We start from the raw sequence: 16432 nt of genomic DNA, 5'->3' as shown, positions 1-16432 counted from the left end.
CAGGTCACAACCACCAGCAACTGCTGGGCACGGTGATGAAATCCAGGTCGCGTGCAGAGAAGCGAGCAATGGTCCAGCGATTCAGGCACCAGATCCTACCACGATGGGTAAGCAACTTCGACTTCCATATTCCTCATCTAGATCTCGCCTTTGCCTCCTCACGCAACCTCGACAGAAGCGCGATAAGCCGGGTGATGTCATCGTCTGTCGTCCGCCAGGACGAAACGCTAAGCCGGAAGGCAGCCTTGCCATCCCATGTCGATGCGCCGAACCATGCCTCACCCGACTTTTCGACTTCGGCCCTGATCCAGGCGGTCGTCTCGTCATCGTCGGCTCTGACAAGGACCTGGTTGAGGACAACGCGATTGAGAATGGTGAAGCCGGCCGCTTCCAGCTCTGTCGCAAGGCGCTTGGCCTGAGACAGATGCCGTTCGACAAGCTCAGCAACGCCCTTACGTCCAAGCGAACGCAATGCCGCCCAGATCAGAACACCGCGCGCCTTGCGGGAGAATTCCAAGGTCAGGTTCTTCTGCGCCTTTTTGGAGCCCGAGGCATAGACGGCATCGCTGTTCATGGCTTCCGCGAGCGCATCGGGATCTCGGCAGATCGCCATCGCAGAATCATAGGGCGTGTTCAGCCACTTGTGACCATCCGTCGTCCAGCTATCGGCGAGTTCAATACCGCCCGTCAGGTAGCGATGCTTCTCGGACGCCCTCGCCCACAGACCAAACGCGCCGTCCACGTGAACCCAGGCTCCTGCCGCCTTGGCGATCGGAATGATCTGCGTGAACGGGTCGAATTCACCGGTGTTGACCTCGCCCGCCTGCAGACAGACGATGGTCCTGTCGTCGATCTGAGGAAGTCTGTCCGGGTCGACCCGACCGAAGTCGTCGATCGGCGCAAGCAGGATGTCTTTCTTTCCGAACCCGAGGATCCTGAGTGCCTTCAACACAACGATGTGGATTTTCGCTGAGACGACGACTTTTATCGGCGGGCCGCCGATCAGGCCGTCCTCATCAAGATCCCATCCATGCTTCTTCAGAAGAGAGCGGCGTGCCGCTGCCAGACAGGTAATGCCGCATGCCGTGGCCGACGTTCCGAAGCCGACCGCGCTGTCTCTTGGCAGGTCAAGTATGTCGAGCACCCACTTTGCCGCGACTTCCTCGACCGTGGCCGAGACCGGAGACGTGGCAAACAAGGTCGCTCCCTGATCCCAGGCGCCGAGCAGGCGATCGGCTGCTGCCGCCGCCGGAAGCGAAGCGCCGACGACAAAGCCGAAGTACCGTGGGCCGTTGCTCGTGACGGTTGCCGGGGAACCAACCTCGTCGAGAAGTGCTAGCCCCTCCTCCGCAGGCCGTCCCTCATCCGGCAGTTCCTCGGAGAATTTCGACAGGGCATCGAGTGCCGCCTGATCCGGGAACACCCGACGTCGATCCACCGAAGCGATGTAGTCTGCAGCGCGGCGGTCGGCATCAGCCATAAGTGTAAGTTCGTCGATCATACCCATTCCTTCGCGAATGGAGCGCCGCAATCGCCACGCCCCATATAGATCATCAAATCTGTTCAGCACCGCCATCGACCTGAAGATCGGCGCCATTGATGAAGCTCGCAGCATCGGACGCGAGAAAGGCGACGGCATTTGCGATTTCTTCCGGCCTGCCGAGGCGACCGAGCGGAATGCGGCTGCCAAGAAACTCGAAGAGGCCTTTCGTGTCGCCATCTGGGCCGGCAAGTCCAGCAAGTCCGGGCGTCTCGGTCGAGCCAGGGCTGATCGTGTTGACCCGGATCTTTCGATCCTTGAGATCGAGGATCCAGCAGCGAGCGAGGCTCCGAATGGCTGCCTTGGTCGCACTGTAGACGCTGAGACCCGGGTCAGCGGTGAACGCCGAGACCGACGAGGTCAGAACGATCGAGCCGCCGTCGACAAGAAGCGGGAGCGCCTTCTGCACCGTGAACAGCAGGCCGCGAACGTTGATGTTAAAGTGCTTGTCGAAATGCTCTTCGGTAATCGCGCCAAGAGGCGCTCCTTCAGCGACGGCGGCATTGGCAAAAAGAATGTCAATTTTGCCGCGTTGGCTCGCCACCGTCTCATAGAGACGATCAAGGTCTTCATTCTTGGAGACGTCTGCCTGGACAGCGAACGAATTCGGACCGATCGCAGCCACGGCAGCGTCGAGTTCGGTTTTGCGGCGACCGGTGATGAACACGAACGCGCCTACGGATGCCAGCTTCTTGGCCGTGGCGAGACCAATGCCCGTGCCGCCACCGGTGATGACTGCTGTTTTACCTTCAAGATTTCCAGTCATGATGATCCTCTTTATTTGTGTGTATGCACACTTAGTTACGGTTTGCTGTCTGCAGTCGCTGCCCGGACATGGTCAACGCTATTTGCCTGTGTTACCCCAAGCCTAGACCTCGGCAGCCAACTCCTTTCGGCGACGGTCTCGCGCCGCCTGTATTTCGGGATGATGCCGCTCGGCCCAGGCGATCATTCCGGCCAATGGCTCGAGCATGGTCGCGCCTAACGGGGCTAGCCGGTATTCGACGGCGGGCGGGTTCGTCGGAAACACGTGCCGGGTGATGATCCCGTCCTCTTCGAGGTTCCGAAGGGCCAAGGTCAGCGACCTTTTGGAGATGTCGGGTACTGCTCTCCTGAGCTCACTGAACCGCTTTGGACCATCGGCAAGCGCCATGATCATTAGCGTCGTCCATTTCTCCCCAAGACGATCGAGCACGTCACGCACCGGACACCTGGCCGTCACGACGGGCATTGCTACCCATCGCTTGAAGCTCGCTATCACCGGATCATTGTCGGTCATCGATCATTCCTTTCCAACACGGCCAATTCAGGTCAGGATCTGAAGTCGAGAAGCACGCGCCGGCCGAGCGTCGCCTGTTTGATCGCCGCTTTTGCGTCCTCCGGGCGATAGATCCCGGCGAAGGGCTGCTCGACATCGCCGATCCCGTCGATCCTCAGAAGCTGTCGAAGGGCTGGCACGATTTTCTTCAGGTTGTCGTCCGAGCCTTCGAAGAAGCCGCGCGTCGTCAATTCCTTGAACGTGTAGTTCCAGACGGGAACCTCCATGGGCGCCTTGCTGATGGCGCCGTAGGTGACGAGATGACCCCTGAAGTCGATGAAGGACGCAACCTTTCCGGCCACGGCTCCGCCGACGACGTCGAGGCCAAGACGAATGTCGAAATCTCCAATGGAGGCCTTAGCGGCAGCCAGATCATCATCGACGCCGAAGACAAAGTCGCAGCCGGCGCCCTTGACGATCTCGATGTCGCTTGCACGGCGAACGAGACCCACCGTGCGAAGACCCCGATGCCTGGCAATTGCGATCAGCCATCGCGCGACCCCTGAGGTGGCAGCACTGAAGACAACGCCGTCTCCGGGCTTCAGAGTGACGAAATCGTGGAGAAGCATCCAGGCCGTCGCGCCGTTGATGGTCAGGACGGATGCCTGCTCCGAGGGGATGACTGCGGGCACGGTGACCAGATCGTCAGCACGAACGACTAGACGCTCGCGCCAGGTCTGCGAACCGAATGGCAAGACGACGCGGGTCCCGACCGAAAGCCGTTCGACATCGTCACCAAGTCCGATGATCGTCCCTGCCCCTTCAGTGCCAAGAACCGCGGGAGGCGTTGGCTTCCAAGGGTAAATGCCCCAGGGAACCATAAGGTCGTTGAAGTTGACGGGAGCGAAGTCGACCTGGACCAGCACTTCTCCCGGTCCAGGGTTACCCGGCTCTGGAACTTCCAGGAAGGAGGTGCCCTCCACGGCATCACCGTATTTCAAAAGGCTGATGGACTTCATAAGGTGCTCCACAGGATCGCAGGATTGAATCAGACGGTGGGAAAAAGCTCTTCCGTCGTCTTGCGCACCTTGGCGAATGCCGCAGCCGGGTCTTCGGACGAGCGCTTGCCGAGCGTCACGAAGGCGACGGTCGTGAGGTTCTTGGAAGAAAGGTCGAGGATTTCGTCGATCCGGGGACGGTCGAGTCCTTCCATTGGACACATGTCGATCTTCGCTTCGGCGGCAGCGGCAACAAACACGCCGAGCGCAAGATAGGCCTGCTTCTGCGCCCACTCGCTGCGCATGTCCTTGGTAAACGGGGCGAGGTAGTTGTTGATGAAGTCTTCGCGTGGCTTGAGCGCCGTACGATCAACGGAGCGCGCCTTTGCGGCATTGTCAATAAAGCGGGCGACGGTCTGCTCATTCACGTCCGTCTCGGATGCGATGACTAGGAGATGCGAGGCATCGGCGACCTGCGGCTGGTTGAAGGCCGCAGCGCGGAGTGTCTCACGAAGCGCGGGATCCTTGATGACGATAAATTTGTACGGCTGTAGACCGTAGGACGAGGGTGCGAGCCGCACGGCCTCCAGGAGGTCGTCGACCTCAGCGTCCGTAAGCCGCTCTTCGGCGAATTTCTTGGTGGCGTAGCGCCACTCCATGGAAGCAACGATAGACATCTGATTTCCTTTTGGGATATTTTTGGTCTCAGGCGGCGGCGCGCGAGAGGAGTTGGTCGAGATTGGCGTTGAGGAAGGTGCGCCAGTCGGTCGCCTTCTCCCCTATGAGATCGGGCACGGCATTGCTGACTGGGGAGAAGCGGCCTTCACGCTGGTTGGCGTCGGTCATCGCAAGGGTGGCGATGTAGTCTTTGGGAAGCCCGACTGACGCCCATTTCGCGAAAATCTCATGCTGACTGACCGGAACGACTTCGATCGCCCGGCCCGTCACTTCGGATACGATGGCGGCGATGTCGCTTGTCGTCTGGAAAGCCGCACCGGTGAAGTCCACAATGCCGCCTTTGGCCGCAAGGAGCGCTCTGGCCGCAGCCCGTCCGGCGTCGCTGCGAGCAAGATAGGAAATGCGGCCGGTGCCAGATGCCGAATACCAGACGCCGCTTGCGACGACATGCGGCAGGAGACGCAGAAGGTTTTCGAAATACCAGCTCACACGCAAAACCGTGTGGTCTATGCCGCTCGCCTCAAGATCTGCCTCCATCGCCCTGTGGTCGGCTGCGAAGGGAATGGGGGAGCCGGCATCGGGGTTCGGCATTGAGGTGTAGGCGATATGCTGCACTCCCGCCGCCTTTGCTGCGGCCAGCGCCCGCCGATGCTGCTCACGCCGAGCGCCATCGACGGACAAATGATCCGTCGAGATAATCAGCAGGCGATCGATGTCAGCAAGGCCGGGTCCTAGCGTCTCTGGTTTGTCGAAGTCGACGAGACGAACCTCGCTCCCGTTGGACGCCTCCAATGCAATCGATGCGGGGTTACGCGTCCCGAGAACGAGCATATTTACACTCGCCTTCCGCAATTCGGACGTCACGATCCGGGCGAGCTTTCCGCTCGCGCCGGTCACTCCAAATACAGTTTCCATCACGTGATCCCTGGTCTTCTCTTGAGTTCTGGTCTCATCTAAAGACCCCGCCGGACGTGTTTAAGGAGGCAAAAATTTTTGCCCTCCAAGTTTTTTAGAGTGTCTGTTCGTGCCCAGTTGCGGCGAGAAGCTCGCCAAGACGCGTGGCGAAGGCGAGCGCGCCTCCCAACGGAGCAAAACCGATATTCACCCTCGATGCCTTGTTGTCGCCGTTCCAGTCGACAACGACGACCGCGTGCACCTTGCGACCGCCAACCAGCTCCGCGTCGTATTCGATCAGGGTTCGGCCGTCGTTTAGGCGATTGTGGTAGGTTGGCGGGCTAGCGTAGATCTGCGATCCGGTCTTGATCGTCGCCAGGACCGAGTCGCTGCCCCTCACCTCGCCCTGCAGGACATTGCTGATCAGCACGACATCGTCTGCCAGATCGTCCAGAAAGGGATGACGCCTTTCGCTGGCTGCTTCGCTCATTGCTTCCTCCTTATGTGTATATGCACAGTTATCGCTTTTTCGCTCGCTGCTGCGGCAGAGATAACTACGTGAAGTTTGACTGTGTGTAAATACACAGTTATAAATCTCCCATGAACGACGTTAGCGGTTACAATACGTGCCACAATCTCGCGCTCCGACGGGGAACGCGGCAACTCACGCGTCTATACGACGCGCACCTCGCTCCCGCCGGGCTGACGATCTCGCAGTTCTCGATCCTCAGCGTGATCGACAATCACCCCGAGATCCGCGTTGCCGAGCTTGGAGACATCATGGTGATGGAGCGTACGACGCTGCTGCGCAACCTGAAGCCGATGCAGACGGAAGGCTGGGTCATGAGCGCAAAGTCAGACGGCGAACGTGCGCATGTGTTTAGTCTTACGGCAGAAGGTAAAGCGCGGCTCGATCAAGCCGTGCCGCTTTGGCTTGAGGCCCAGGCGGCGTTCGAAGCGAAGATGGGACCCGACCGGGCATCGCGGCTGCGGGACGATAATCTTGCGGTCGGCGCGATCGACGCCCTCTGACCACCACACTCAAAACCATCATCGGGTTTTGCCACGCCAAAAATTGCCCCAAGGAGATCGACCATGCGAATTCTTGTCATTGGAGCCGGTAGCATAGGCGGGTACTTCGGTGGCCGACTGCATCAGGCAGGGCGAGATGTGACATTTCTGGTTCGCGAGGCCCGCGCCAACGCCCTACGCCAAAGTGGACTGAAGATTCGCAGCGCGACCGGCGACCTGCATATCGAGCATCCAAAACTCATGCTCGCGTCAGAGATCGATGGCCAGTATGATCTGGTGATCCTCAGCTGCAAGGCCTATGACCTGGAAGGCGCGATCTCGTCCTTCTCCCCTGCCGTCGGCCCCGGCACGGTGATCCTTCCGCTTCTGAACGGGATGCGGCACCTGGATCTGCTGGACGCTGCGTTCGGCAGGGAAAGAGTCTTTGGCGGCGCTTGCATGATTTCGACGACGCTCGACCGGGACGGAACGATCGTGCATATGGGCGAAATGCAGAACCTGGTATTCGGTCCCCGGACAGATAGGCCTGCCGTCTCGGGATCGGCTGTTCTCGCGCAACTGTCGAATGCGTTGTCGTTTTGCACTTAAACATGAGACTCGCGTCGCAACGATTTCAATAAGTTGCTTCGGCACTTAATTTGAGAACGGGCACTTAATTTGAGAATGTCGCTTGGAATTTGGCAGTTAATGTGAGAACCATGCAGTCGAGATAATCGACGGTGTTTCTGCAATGAGTGCCCCATTTCCTGACGAGGTCGATGAAGCGCTTTGGGATGAAGCTTGCCGGCGTGCAGAAGCGGTTCGGGAATTCCTGAAACACCGGACTGGCAAAATGACGGCAGCAGATGTGGCCCTGCTTGCGAACGAGCTCGATATCAGCCGCGCAACCGCGTACCGCCTGATCAAGCTGTTTCGGGCTGGCGGGACGGTCATATCGCTGGTGGACCGCAGGCGTGGTCGACCAGATGGGCACCGGGTTCTTGACGACAAGCGGGAAGAGATCATCCGCAACACGATCAGCCGATACTATCTGACACGAAACCGACCAAGCGTTTCGCAGCTGGTCCGGGATGTGCAAACGAGCTGCCTGTCAGCCGGTCTCCGGCCGCCCCATCGCCGAACAATCCAAGCTCGACTCGAAGACATCGACCTGCAGAAGCGTGCCAAACGCCGGGGCGAAAGCGACGTCGTGAAGGACACTAAAGCCGTTCCGGGAGTGTTTGCCGCCTCCCGGCCCTTGCAGATAGTTCAGGTTGACCATACGAAGGCGGATGTCTTCGTCGTTGACGAGGAAACCCGGCTACCGATCGGCCGACCCTGGCTGACGCTGGCGATGGATGTCTGCAGTCGTATGGTGACGGGCTTCTACCTAACGATGGATGCACCCTCCCGGCTGTCAACCAGCCTCTGTTTGCTGCACTCCGTCTTCGACAAATCGGCATGGCTGCGGGAGCGCGAGATCGGCGAACCATGGCCTGTCGCCGGCCTACCAGAGACCTTGCATGTCGACAACGGCGCCGACTTTAGAAGCCGGGCATTCAAGCGAGGGTGCGAGGATGCTGGCATCGCGATCGAATGGCGCCCGCCGGCAGAGCCGCGCTTCGGTGGCCATATCGAACGGTTGATCGGCACCCAGATGGGAAAACTCCACTTGCTGCCGGGCACGACTTTCAGCAATCCGCAGGAGCTTGGCGAGTACGACTCGAAGCGGCATTCTGCTTTGACTTTGCGGGAACTTGAGCGATACATCGCCCTCGACATTGTCGGCACCTACCATCAGTCGATCCACAGCAGCTTGGGCCGTCCGCCAATTGCCGTGTGGCGCGAGCATGAGGACCAGATTCCGCTTCGACTACCACAAGATCGAATGCGTTTCTGGTTGACGTTCCTACCCGAGCAGGAGCGCACGCTGCGGCCAACCGGAATTCATCTCTTTGGACTGCGCTATTGGTCGGCGGCCCTAACTGCTGACGTCGGAGGGACGAAGCGCCGACTGCTCGTCAAATACGACCCAAGGGATATGTCTCGTATCTTCGTCCGGCGGCCGTCGGGCAACTTCGTGGAAGCCCGCTATGCCGATCTTACCTTGCCTTCGGTGACACTGCACGAAGCATTGGCGGCGCGCCGTACGCTGCTGGCGAAAGGACGACAGGAAGTCAGCACCCGCACCATTGTTGCCACTGCGATCGAGCAGCGCAAACTGGTGGACGCAGCCGTCAAGAAGACGGCGGCTGCGCGACGCGGCCGTCCAAGCAGCGCAAAAACGAGGGTGGATGACGGCGGATGGGGCTCGCTTCGTGGGGTCGACTCCAGCAAACCTGTGGCTTTTGATGAGGACATGGAGTGAGCGGGAATGAACACAGGAACCTCCCACCTGACTGCAAACGCCGCGACACTGCTCGGTGAAGCGGACAAGCAACGCGTCCGCGCGATAAGATCACGTCGTTGGCTCGTCTATCCGCGTGCCAAGCAGGTACTCGATCGCCTCAACGTCTTGGTAGACCATCCGCGAGGGACGCGAATGCCTTCCATCGCCATATACGGCGACAGCGGAATGGGCAAAACAATGATCATGAAGCGTTTCCGTGACCAGCATCCGCCAAGCTTCAATTCGCTCACCGGCAGGCTGACGACGCCTGTTCTCGCGATGGAAATGACCAGTCGGCCCGGCGAAAGACGGTTCTATGCCGAACTTCTGACCCTCCTCGGCGCACCACAGCGGCCGCGTGCCGATATCGCACAGATGGAACAAGCTGCGCTGCGCATCATGGAAGCGATCGGCGTGCAAGTCCTGGTGATCGACGAGGTGCATAACATCCTCGCTGGAACATATCGCGAGCAACGCATCGTGCTCAATACGCTGCGTTTCCTGAGTAACCGCCTTCAGATCTCGCTGGTTTGCTTCGGGGTCAATGACGCCCGTGAGGCCATTGGTGGCGATGTACAACTGGCGCGCCGCTTCGAACAGTTCACGCTGAGCCGCTGGGCTGCAAACGAGCAGTTCGAAATCTTAGTCGCCTTGATGCTGCGCAACACGCCATTGCGTTACCCATCTGTGTTAAGCGCAAAATCACTGCGACGGATACTGCAGATCACCGAGGGCATCACCGCCAACATCTTTCACATGATCAACTCCCTGGCTATCGAGGCAATCGAAAGCGGAAAAGAGCACATTGCTGATGATGCCATTGAAAGCTGGGAACCGGAATTTGACGCCGAAGCAGCCTTCGCATGACGGGGATATACGCACGGCAATTGCCGGTAAGGTTCGCTCCCTGCACCGATGAACTCCTGTCGTCGTGGATCATTCGGCACGCCGCATTTTACGCCATCTCTCCCTTGGCCATGCTTCGGCATTGCCTTCCCGAGATGCTGTCGTTGCGCACGGCCGATTTAGATCTCACCGAAGATCAGGTCGACCGCATAGCCTCTATGTTCTCGATCGATCCGGCCACGGTCCGCCGCATGACTTTCACGAATGTTCCGCAATCGTCGCGGCGGCTGATTGCCGGCGAGCCTCGGCAATCATGCAGCAGCTGTCTCCGAATTGTCGATGGGGCCAACATCATTCTTCGAAGCCAATTTCTCGGCTGGCGGATCACCTGCCCGCTTTGCGGAGGTCGCGTTCAAACCATTGGCGGGAGTGATCGCCCCTCTCCTTTCAGCGGCTACCACAAAGCTGCACTGATAGGCGAAGGGATGCTTAACGACGAGGCCGAGCACGGCATCCAAAACTGGTTATCGCCAAGTGAGATTGCCCGCCTCCTGCTGATGCGGCGCGTTCCAAAGTCGTTCCCCGATCGCTACGAACCGTCAAGCTACAGAGTGCTCGGCGTCATCATTCCTGATCTCGATGACGTTCTAAAGTTGGAAACTAGGGAACTACCGACCCCAGCGAGTCCGATTTTGCCGCTGCACCTGCGGCCAGCTCTTTTAGCGGGTGTGGCCATCGTCCAGCGAGCCGGGCCGGAGATGCTTTCCATGCTGCGTGGCCATATGATGGGTGAGAATAAAGCCCGCTTCGGCAACGCTATAGAAGAGATGGTGGACTGCGGGCGCCAGTCGCGGAGGTCTTCGCAGTTGCACTTAATCTGAGATTCTCAGCCCACGGAATCTCAGATTAAATGCCAACCAAGAAAGAAACGGCCGCATTCTTACTTTCAAGTGCCAAACGACAACAGCCATGTCCTATGGACGTTTTGCCGCGATGATCGTCACCTCGACGGTGATTATGTTCGGTCTAATGTACTTGAATACCTACGCCCTCGATCACGTCACCTACAGTCAGACGAGAGCGTGGATGGCGCTCGTGATGGGCGCGGTCATGGCGATCATCATGATCGGCTTTATGTGGTCAATGTATAAGAACAAGACCGCCAATGCTATCATTGTCGCGGTCAGCGTTTTGGTCTTTGCCGGATCCCTTTGGCTCGTGCGCAGCCAGGAAACCGTCTACGATGTCAGCTACATGAAGGCGATGATCCCCCATCATTCGATCGCCATCATGACCAGCGAACGTGCGCACATCAGAGATCCGCGGGTCCGCAAACTGGCTGACGGGATCATCGAAGCTCAGGTCCGGGAGATCGGTGAAATGAAGTCGCTGATCGCAGATCTTGAAGCGCATCCGCTTGCCGACAATGCTGCCGACCTCCCTCCGAGTAGCTCATCGCTCCCTTCAAATTGAGTGCCTTCTTGAACTGCTTAGGTGAAATCCACGCAATCGGTTTTTTAGCTTGGCGCTTCAATTGAAATCGGGAGTCAAAAGCCACAGATCCGCTCGTCGAGGCGCGCCAGGGCGATGCCGGCTTCAAAAGCCGGTCCCATCAAGCTGTTCAGAGGCAACTTCGTAAAATCATAAGACATTGAAATCATGGTAAATGATTTGCTAAAGGAACTCTATCTATAAGTTACAGTTCCTCACCGGGTATGTTTGCGAGACGGATTGTCTACCATCGATAAGTAACCCTTATCGATGGTTGTTGATCTGAAGCCGCAAATCAGCCTGTCGGTCGCCTTGGATGACCGGAAACGCTTGGTTTTCCGGCCTTTCGAGCAGATTTCGGCCCGGTTCGGCGGAACGGTCGCTGCTCTGAAGGCCACTCGCAGCAGCCCTCCCGTGCCGATGAGCGCAGAATTCTCCATTGTCTTTATGCGTGAACCAACTTGGATGGCCCTCCCCTCCTCCGATCTCCTTGTTTTCAGGCATCTCCGCCGCAGATGGCCACCAGAGCGCGCTGGACGCTGGTTACGACCCGATGCCCGTTCGACGTCGCTCTTTGAGTCTGGTGGGGCTGCATTTGGCCCTTAAAACACGCTTGCAACTGTTCATTTTCTTACCCATTCCTTATTTGTACAAAGCACTCGAAAAGCGCGCGAGAAAACCATGGCAAAACGGCAAGTCGCCAATCCACCGCTGGCCCCAAAACGTCTTATCGGCTATGCGCGTGTCTCGACCGACGATCAGGTCCATGACGCACAGATGGACGAGCTGCGTGCAGCCGGCTGCGAGCGGATTTTTCAGGAGCAAGGATCCGGCGCATCGCGGGCGCGACCAGTTCTGACAAGGTTGCTCGGAGACCTCACCGCCGGCGACGTGCTGGTCGTCGTCCGGCTGGATCGCCTTGCCCGGTCTGTGAGCCACCTTCTGCAAGTGATCGAAGATCTCGAAGAGCGTGGTGTCCATTTTCGGTCAATCCGCGATCCGATCGATACGTCCACGCCACAGGGCATGTTTTCCCTGCAGGTCCTTGGTGCCGTCGCGCAGCTCGAACGTGCGCTGATCGCCGAGCGAACCAAGGCAGGCATCAAGGCGGCAAAGCCCGCGGCAAGCTACCGGGGAACCCTGGACTTCGTGAGCGGCGGCCGGAAGCCATCAAGGCGGTGTCGAAGGCCCGGGAAAAACTCTATCTCGACGAACTGATTTCCACTGCCCAGACTTGGCTCCCGACCGTTCGGCAACTTCGCCCAAAGCATAGCTGGGACAACGTCGTGCGGGTCCTCAATCGCCGAGGCCATGACTGGACGGTGGAAAGGCTACGTCGGGCCGTGCATCGCATGGTCCGCGAAAAGTTGGCCGAGCCTGAGCTACTGGTCCGCTCTCCACGCCGCGCGCCAGAAGATCACCTCATGAAGCTTGTCGCAGCGATTGCCATTGCCGATCCCGGCCTGTCGCTGCGCGACATTGCCAGCCAGCTTGATCAGATGGGAGAGCGACCGGCGCGCGGGGGACGCAAATGGCAGCCATCATCCGTTCGCAACTTGCTGGATGAGGCGCATCGGTTCGGCCTCATCCGTCATTGAGGGCACGTAGCATCAATTTCCCGATTGCGCGATTTCTCGCCCTGCCTGATTTCGGCGGCAGAGAACTCCAGCCTTGGCTTTCGACAATACCGCGGGCGAGCTGTCGGTATTCGGTTTCGGAGCGGAGTTTCACGGCTGAAGTCATCTGCATTTGTGGAGGGGCTTGGAGATCTGGGGCGGTATGCCCGCGCTCGAATTGTCCAAAGGCGTTGCAAGCGGAAGACGGAAGTCGTGGCCTTTCATCGACTAGCCCGAAGAGCAGTTCTGTGATCGCCGCAATCGTCACTGCCCGCCATGCTGGTGAGAGGCTCATCAGCGGCGCAATGCCTATGGATGCCGACGGACGTCGGCCATAGGGTAGCGGCAGACCCAGCGCGGTGATGTAGGGGGCTCCGTCAGAAGTCCGCGCCCAGAAGAAGCGACTTGCCTTGGTGACAAGATCAAGCTCCGGTCCGCCTTTGGCGATAGCGTCGCGGATCACCTCACCTACCTTGGCTATCTCAGCTTGATCGCGTCGCTGAAAACCCCGCGCCGAGACGACTGCCCCACAATAACGGCAAAACAGCCTGACAACACCGGCGGGTTTCTGCCGAAACTGAAACAAACCGCTGCGAAAACACCGAGCACAGTTATTCTCGAGGCCGATTCCGTGTCGAGGACAGACCACTGCTTCGACGCCTGCCCACCATCGCCGGCAATAGTGGTCCCTCCCCTCTTCGGCATCCTCATCAAGGCACAAAGGACAAACGCCTCTGTCCATTGGGTCGCTCACGAAAGAAGTCTTGGGCCGGCGGGCGCCTCGTAGTGAAAGTCGGTCCAGATCGCCTTCACGGATGCGACAGGCGCGTGCCCAAAGCCGAATTGCAGCTTGATTGGGATGGAAGTCGCGGCCGAAGAAGTCTTGGTTTTGGCCACGAGGCGACCCGGATATCCAGCTTTCAACTTGTGAGGGCGAGGTGGAATAGTGGCTTGCGACCCGCCAGTGCCAACAACTGAGGAGTTCGTCGTCACAGGGACGAGGTGCGACGGCAAGGAGCCGCACCTGCCTCATCAGCTTGCCTGCCGCTGTAGGCGGCGTTCCGATCGCCGTGCCATGGCGACCAGTGGCAGCACGAGGTTGTCACCGTCGAAACTGTCTATTGTGATTGCCTCCGCCCCAGTCCGGACCGCTTCAACTGCAACGGTCTCGATAAGCCTAAAAATCCGGACTGTGACGCCGTCGGTTATGTCCAGCACCTTGCGCCGCACCGCTACGGTCCCAAGCTGTGATGGCTCGCGCAAAGGGAGGATGCTCCCAAGGCTTGCGAGCAGTTGAGCAAGCTGCTGCGTATTGGACCAGCGCTTGAGGTGAAAGGCCTCGAACCGCTCCGCAAGCTGCGGATCCGTCAACAACGCCTGGCGGGCCAGATCCGTGCCAGCGCAAATCAGCGGAACTTTCAGGTCATTTGCCAGAAAGCGGATGACGTTGAGGAAGATCCGTTGCTGCCGATAGGTCCCAGTCAGCATGGCGTGGATTTCATCGATGATCAGCATCCGCACCCCCATCTTGCGCATCAAGGTGCGGCAAGTGTTCTTCAGACGGAACGTTGCATCTCCTCCCGGACCAGGCGCGCTCATCGCATTGAGAAGCTCGCCATAGACGTCGCGCTCAACAGGTTCGGCAGGCATCTGCATTGCCACGACCGGCATGGTCGTCACCCCCGTCCCGCGATCGAAAGTGGGTTGGTGATCGCGAAGAAACTTTCGGATGATCTTGGTCTTTCCCATCCCGGTATCGCCGTAGAGGAGCAGACATGGCATTCGGTCTCGCGGCGGATAGGAGAGCAAATCCTCAAGCCGCGCCAACGCTGCCCTCGCATCGGCCGTTTCCAACCAACGATCTGCCCGGATCCAGGCGACCCGTTCTTCGATCCCCATGTCAGCATACTGTTGATACATCGGCTGCAGATGGCGGTATTCCGTCATGACCACTCCTCTACCGACAGCGGGGACAGATTGAGGAATTCGCTCTCATAGTCATCATTCGTCGTTCCGATCGTATGTCGCTCGGTGGCGGCCAACGCTCGCGCCTGCCTCTCCACTCCTCGACGCATACTGCGTGTCTGGCGGCCGGCCATTTCAACGATCTGCCTCTGGGCTTCGATGGTCTCGAAAATCAGGTGTTCATCGACCGATTGAAGTCCACGTGCTCTCAAGGCGGCAACTGCCTGTCGATGCTCCCCGAGCGTGATCCGTGGTCGGCCGAGGTTTGCAAACCGAACCGGCCAGCTTTCGCCGTCCGGCCCATCGACGAACACGCATGAAATATCCCGGGGATCGTAGCGAACCCGCATTTTGTCCGGCGCACCAGCCCAGGGGCTCAGGACATCGTCCCAATATTTAAGGCCGAAAAGATGCAATCCGTCTCGGCGGATGGCGCGCTCCTCGAAGGGAAGGAAATCGAGGACGAAACGGTGTTCGTCGTAGGGGAGCCGCAAACGTTCATGCCGTGCGAGAACGGCATCCTCCCAAGCCAGACGAGGCGGAATCTTCAGCGCACGGTGAATATCGGCGTGATAGCGTCCGACAATCTCGAGGGTCAACCACCGCTCCAGCTCGTCAAAGGTCATGACCGCATGCTTTTGCGGATCGTAATCGCCGCGAGAGGCGATATCACTCGACGTTGAGCCGGGCAGGAAATGAACTGCTCCCATCATAGTGCCGATAAGCCGCTCGATGTGACCGCCGTAATGTGGTCGGGCAACGGGCCGGTGAATGAGATTGATGCCATGCTCAGCCACGCCCCATGCGAGGGCCCTTCCCCGGAACTCCCGAGCATTATCCAGATGAATGGTAGTGGGTAGGCCGTAGACTGGCCAGTCGCCTATCACATTTTGCTCAGCAAGCCACGGCGTCTTCGGTAAAACCATGTGCCGGATGGCTAAGGCCACGGATGTTGACGATGGATGTTCGAGGCTCAGATAAAAGCCGGCCACCATGCGGCTGGCGATGTCGATTGCCAAGGTCAGCCAGGGACGCTGTAGCGGTTGGCGGTTTACAGCATCAACGACGAAAAGATCGACCAACGTGTGATCGATCTGCACAATCTCCATCGCATGCTCTGCCGAATATTCACCGACGACGGCGGAGAAGCGCTGACGTGCGGCCGGTGCGCCCTCTCGGGCTTTGGTCAGCTTTTGCCGGTCGGCCTGATCGATGCGAACCTTCACTGCCTTCCAGGAGGGGGCCGGCAGGTTTCGCTCGCGGCAAACCAATCGAACATGGTCGTGGACGGCGGTGATTGTCGGGCGCTCGCGGCGGCAATGGGTTTCTTGGATGGCGTGCGTGACGGCCGCTTCTTGTTCTGGAGATAGCAGCCGCCTCCCCTTCTCGGGGCCGGGCGTCTCGTCTAATAGCGAACTTGTGACGGGCTTTCGTCGGAATTGGCTAAGTAACTGATATAATCTCGATGGTTTGAGACCCAATTGCCTGCAGGCGGAAGATCTCTCCGAGACGCTCAGCGCCCCGCCGAAAGCGAGAGGACGAATGACTGCCTCGCGAGCCAAGGCCTTCTGCCAAGCCGTCTCGCTGATAAGCGTCCCATTGGGTGTCTGCGCCATTGAGACCTCCCAGGCGAAAATCCGGCTTGGCCACTATCAATCGCTACTGATCTCAGAATGCTCGCTAAGCATGACAACTGGAAGACGCTGCGTCGTGGTATATTTCTCCCCTTACGACAGGACTGCTTTC

The 16432-nt window shown here is 58.8% G+C and carries 16 protein-coding genes and 1 pseudogene; 7 read left to right on the top strand and 10 right to left on the bottom strand.

Annotated elements, in window-relative coordinates; genetic code table 11:
- Positions 1 to 133: 133 nt before the first annotated feature.
- The 7 genes from JNB85_RS19725 to JNB85_RS19695 form a co-directional block, all read right to left on the bottom strand.
- Positions 134 to 1501: a pyridoxal phosphate-dependent decarboxylase family protein gene (locus JNB85_RS19725; RefSeq protein ID WP_220335990.1), complete on the bottom strand. Its 1368-nt coding sequence runs from the start codon at positions 1499 to 1501 to the stop codon at positions 134 to 136.
- Between the two features lie 52 nt (positions 1502 to 1553).
- Complete coding sequence (locus JNB85_RS19720; protein ID WP_220335989.1) at positions 1554 to 2306, bottom strand: SDR family NAD(P)-dependent oxidoreductase; 753 nt, start codon at positions 2304 to 2306, stop codon at positions 1554 to 1556.
- Between the two features lie 102 nt (positions 2307 to 2408).
- Positions 2409 to 2771: a winged helix-turn-helix transcriptional regulator gene (locus JNB85_RS19715; protein WP_223216556.1), complete on the bottom strand. Its 363-nt coding sequence runs from the start codon at positions 2769 to 2771 to the stop codon at positions 2409 to 2411.
- 80 nt (positions 2772 to 2851) lie between these two features.
- Positions 2852 to 3817 carry an MDR family NADPH-dependent oxidoreductase gene (locus JNB85_RS19710; protein WP_220335987.1) on the bottom strand — a complete coding sequence of 322 codons (966 nt, stop codon included), beginning with the start codon at positions 3815 to 3817 and terminating at the stop codon, positions 2852 to 2854.
- Between the two features lie 29 nt (positions 3818 to 3846).
- Entirely contained in the window at positions 3847 to 4473 is a 627-nt protein-coding gene (locus JNB85_RS19705; protein WP_220335986.1) for an NAD(P)H-dependent oxidoreductase, read from the bottom strand.
- A 28-nt stretch (positions 4474 to 4501) separates the two neighbouring features.
- Complete coding sequence (locus JNB85_RS19700) at positions 4502 to 5389, bottom strand: NAD(P)H-binding protein (protein ID WP_220335985.1); 888 nt, start codon at positions 5387 to 5389, stop codon at positions 4502 to 4504.
- 94 nt (positions 5390 to 5483) lie between these two features.
- Positions 5484 to 5858 (bottom strand): hypothetical protein, encoded by a 375-nt coding sequence (locus JNB85_RS19695; RefSeq protein WP_220335984.1) that lies wholly within the window; start codon positions 5856 to 5858, stop codon positions 5484 to 5486.
- A 110-nt stretch (positions 5859 to 5968) separates the two neighbouring features.
- Here JNB85_RS19695 and JNB85_RS19690 point away from each other — a divergent pair, with 110 nt between their 5' ends.
- From JNB85_RS19690 to JNB85_RS19660, 7 genes and pseudogenes are all read left to right on the top strand, one after another.
- On the top strand, positions 5969 to 6400 hold the full coding sequence (locus tag JNB85_RS19690; RefSeq protein WP_220335983.1) for a MarR family winged helix-turn-helix transcriptional regulator: 432 nt from the start codon (positions 5969 to 5971) through the stop codon (positions 6398 to 6400).
- 63 nt (positions 6401 to 6463) lie between these two features.
- A complete protein-coding gene (locus JNB85_RS19685; RefSeq protein ID WP_220335982.1) occupies positions 6464 to 6988 on the top strand; it encodes a 2-dehydropantoate 2-reductase N-terminal domain-containing protein in 525 nt (174 codons plus the stop codon).
- A gap of 244 nt (positions 6989 to 7232) precedes the next feature.
- On the top strand, positions 7233 to 8747 hold the full coding sequence (locus tag JNB85_RS19680) for a Mu transposase C-terminal domain-containing protein (RefSeq protein WP_262928188.1): 1515 nt from the start codon (positions 7233 to 7235) through the stop codon (positions 8745 to 8747).
- 6 nt (positions 8748 to 8753) lie between these two features.
- On the top strand, positions 8754 to 9635 hold the full coding sequence (locus JNB85_RS19675; protein ID WP_220335980.1) for a TniB family NTP-binding protein: 882 nt from the start codon (positions 8754 to 8756) through the stop codon (positions 9633 to 9635).
- The gene (locus tag JNB85_RS19670) at positions 9632 to 10495 is read left to right on the top strand and encodes a TniQ family protein (RefSeq protein WP_220335979.1); all 864 of its coding nucleotides are present in this window, start codon (positions 9632 to 9634) and stop codon (positions 10493 to 10495) included. The genes JNB85_RS19675 and JNB85_RS19670 overlap by 4 nt, the downstream gene beginning before the upstream one ends.
- Positions 10496 to 10583: 88 nt before the next feature.
- Positions 10584 to 11087, top strand: coding sequence for a DUF305 domain-containing protein (locus JNB85_RS19665; RefSeq protein ID WP_220335978.1), 504 nt, complete (start codon positions 10584 to 10586; stop codon positions 11085 to 11087).
- 699 nt (positions 11088 to 11786) lie between these two features.
- Positions 11787 to 12703 (top strand): annotated as a pseudogene (locus JNB85_RS19660) (recombinase family protein).
- On the opposite strand, the gene JNB85_RS31245 reads toward JNB85_RS19660, so the two are convergent.
- From JNB85_RS31245 to JNB85_RS19645, 3 genes are read right to left on the bottom strand one after another with little or no spacing between them, the layout of a single operon-like run.
- The gene (locus JNB85_RS31245) at positions 12690 to 13754 is read right to left on the bottom strand and encodes a TniQ family protein (protein ID WP_220335977.1); all 1065 of its coding nucleotides are present in this window, start codon (positions 13752 to 13754) and stop codon (positions 12690 to 12692) included. The pseudogene JNB85_RS19660 and the gene JNB85_RS31245 sit on opposite strands and share 14 nt — an antisense overlap.
- Positions 13754 to 14668 carry a TniB family NTP-binding protein gene (locus JNB85_RS19650; RefSeq protein ID WP_220336038.1) on the bottom strand — a complete coding sequence of 305 codons (915 nt, stop codon included), beginning with the start codon at positions 14666 to 14668 and terminating at the stop codon, positions 13754 to 13756. The genes JNB85_RS31245 and JNB85_RS19650 overlap by 1 nt, the downstream gene beginning before the upstream one ends.
- A complete protein-coding gene (locus JNB85_RS19645; RefSeq protein ID WP_220335976.1) occupies positions 14665 to 16302 on the bottom strand; it encodes a Mu transposase C-terminal domain-containing protein in 1638 nt (545 codons plus the stop codon). Before JNB85_RS19645 ends, JNB85_RS19650 begins: the two co-directional genes overlap by 4 nt.
- Between the last annotated feature and the right edge of the window lie 130 nt (positions 16303 to 16432).

The organism is Rhizobium mesosinicum, assembly GCF_019511345.1.
GTDB lineage: Bacteria > Pseudomonadota > Alphaproteobacteria > Rhizobiales > Rhizobiaceae > Rhizobium > Rhizobium mesosinicum.
Note: the sequence above shows the minus strand (reverse complement) of the source record. Positions and strands in the feature narration are given on the sequence as shown.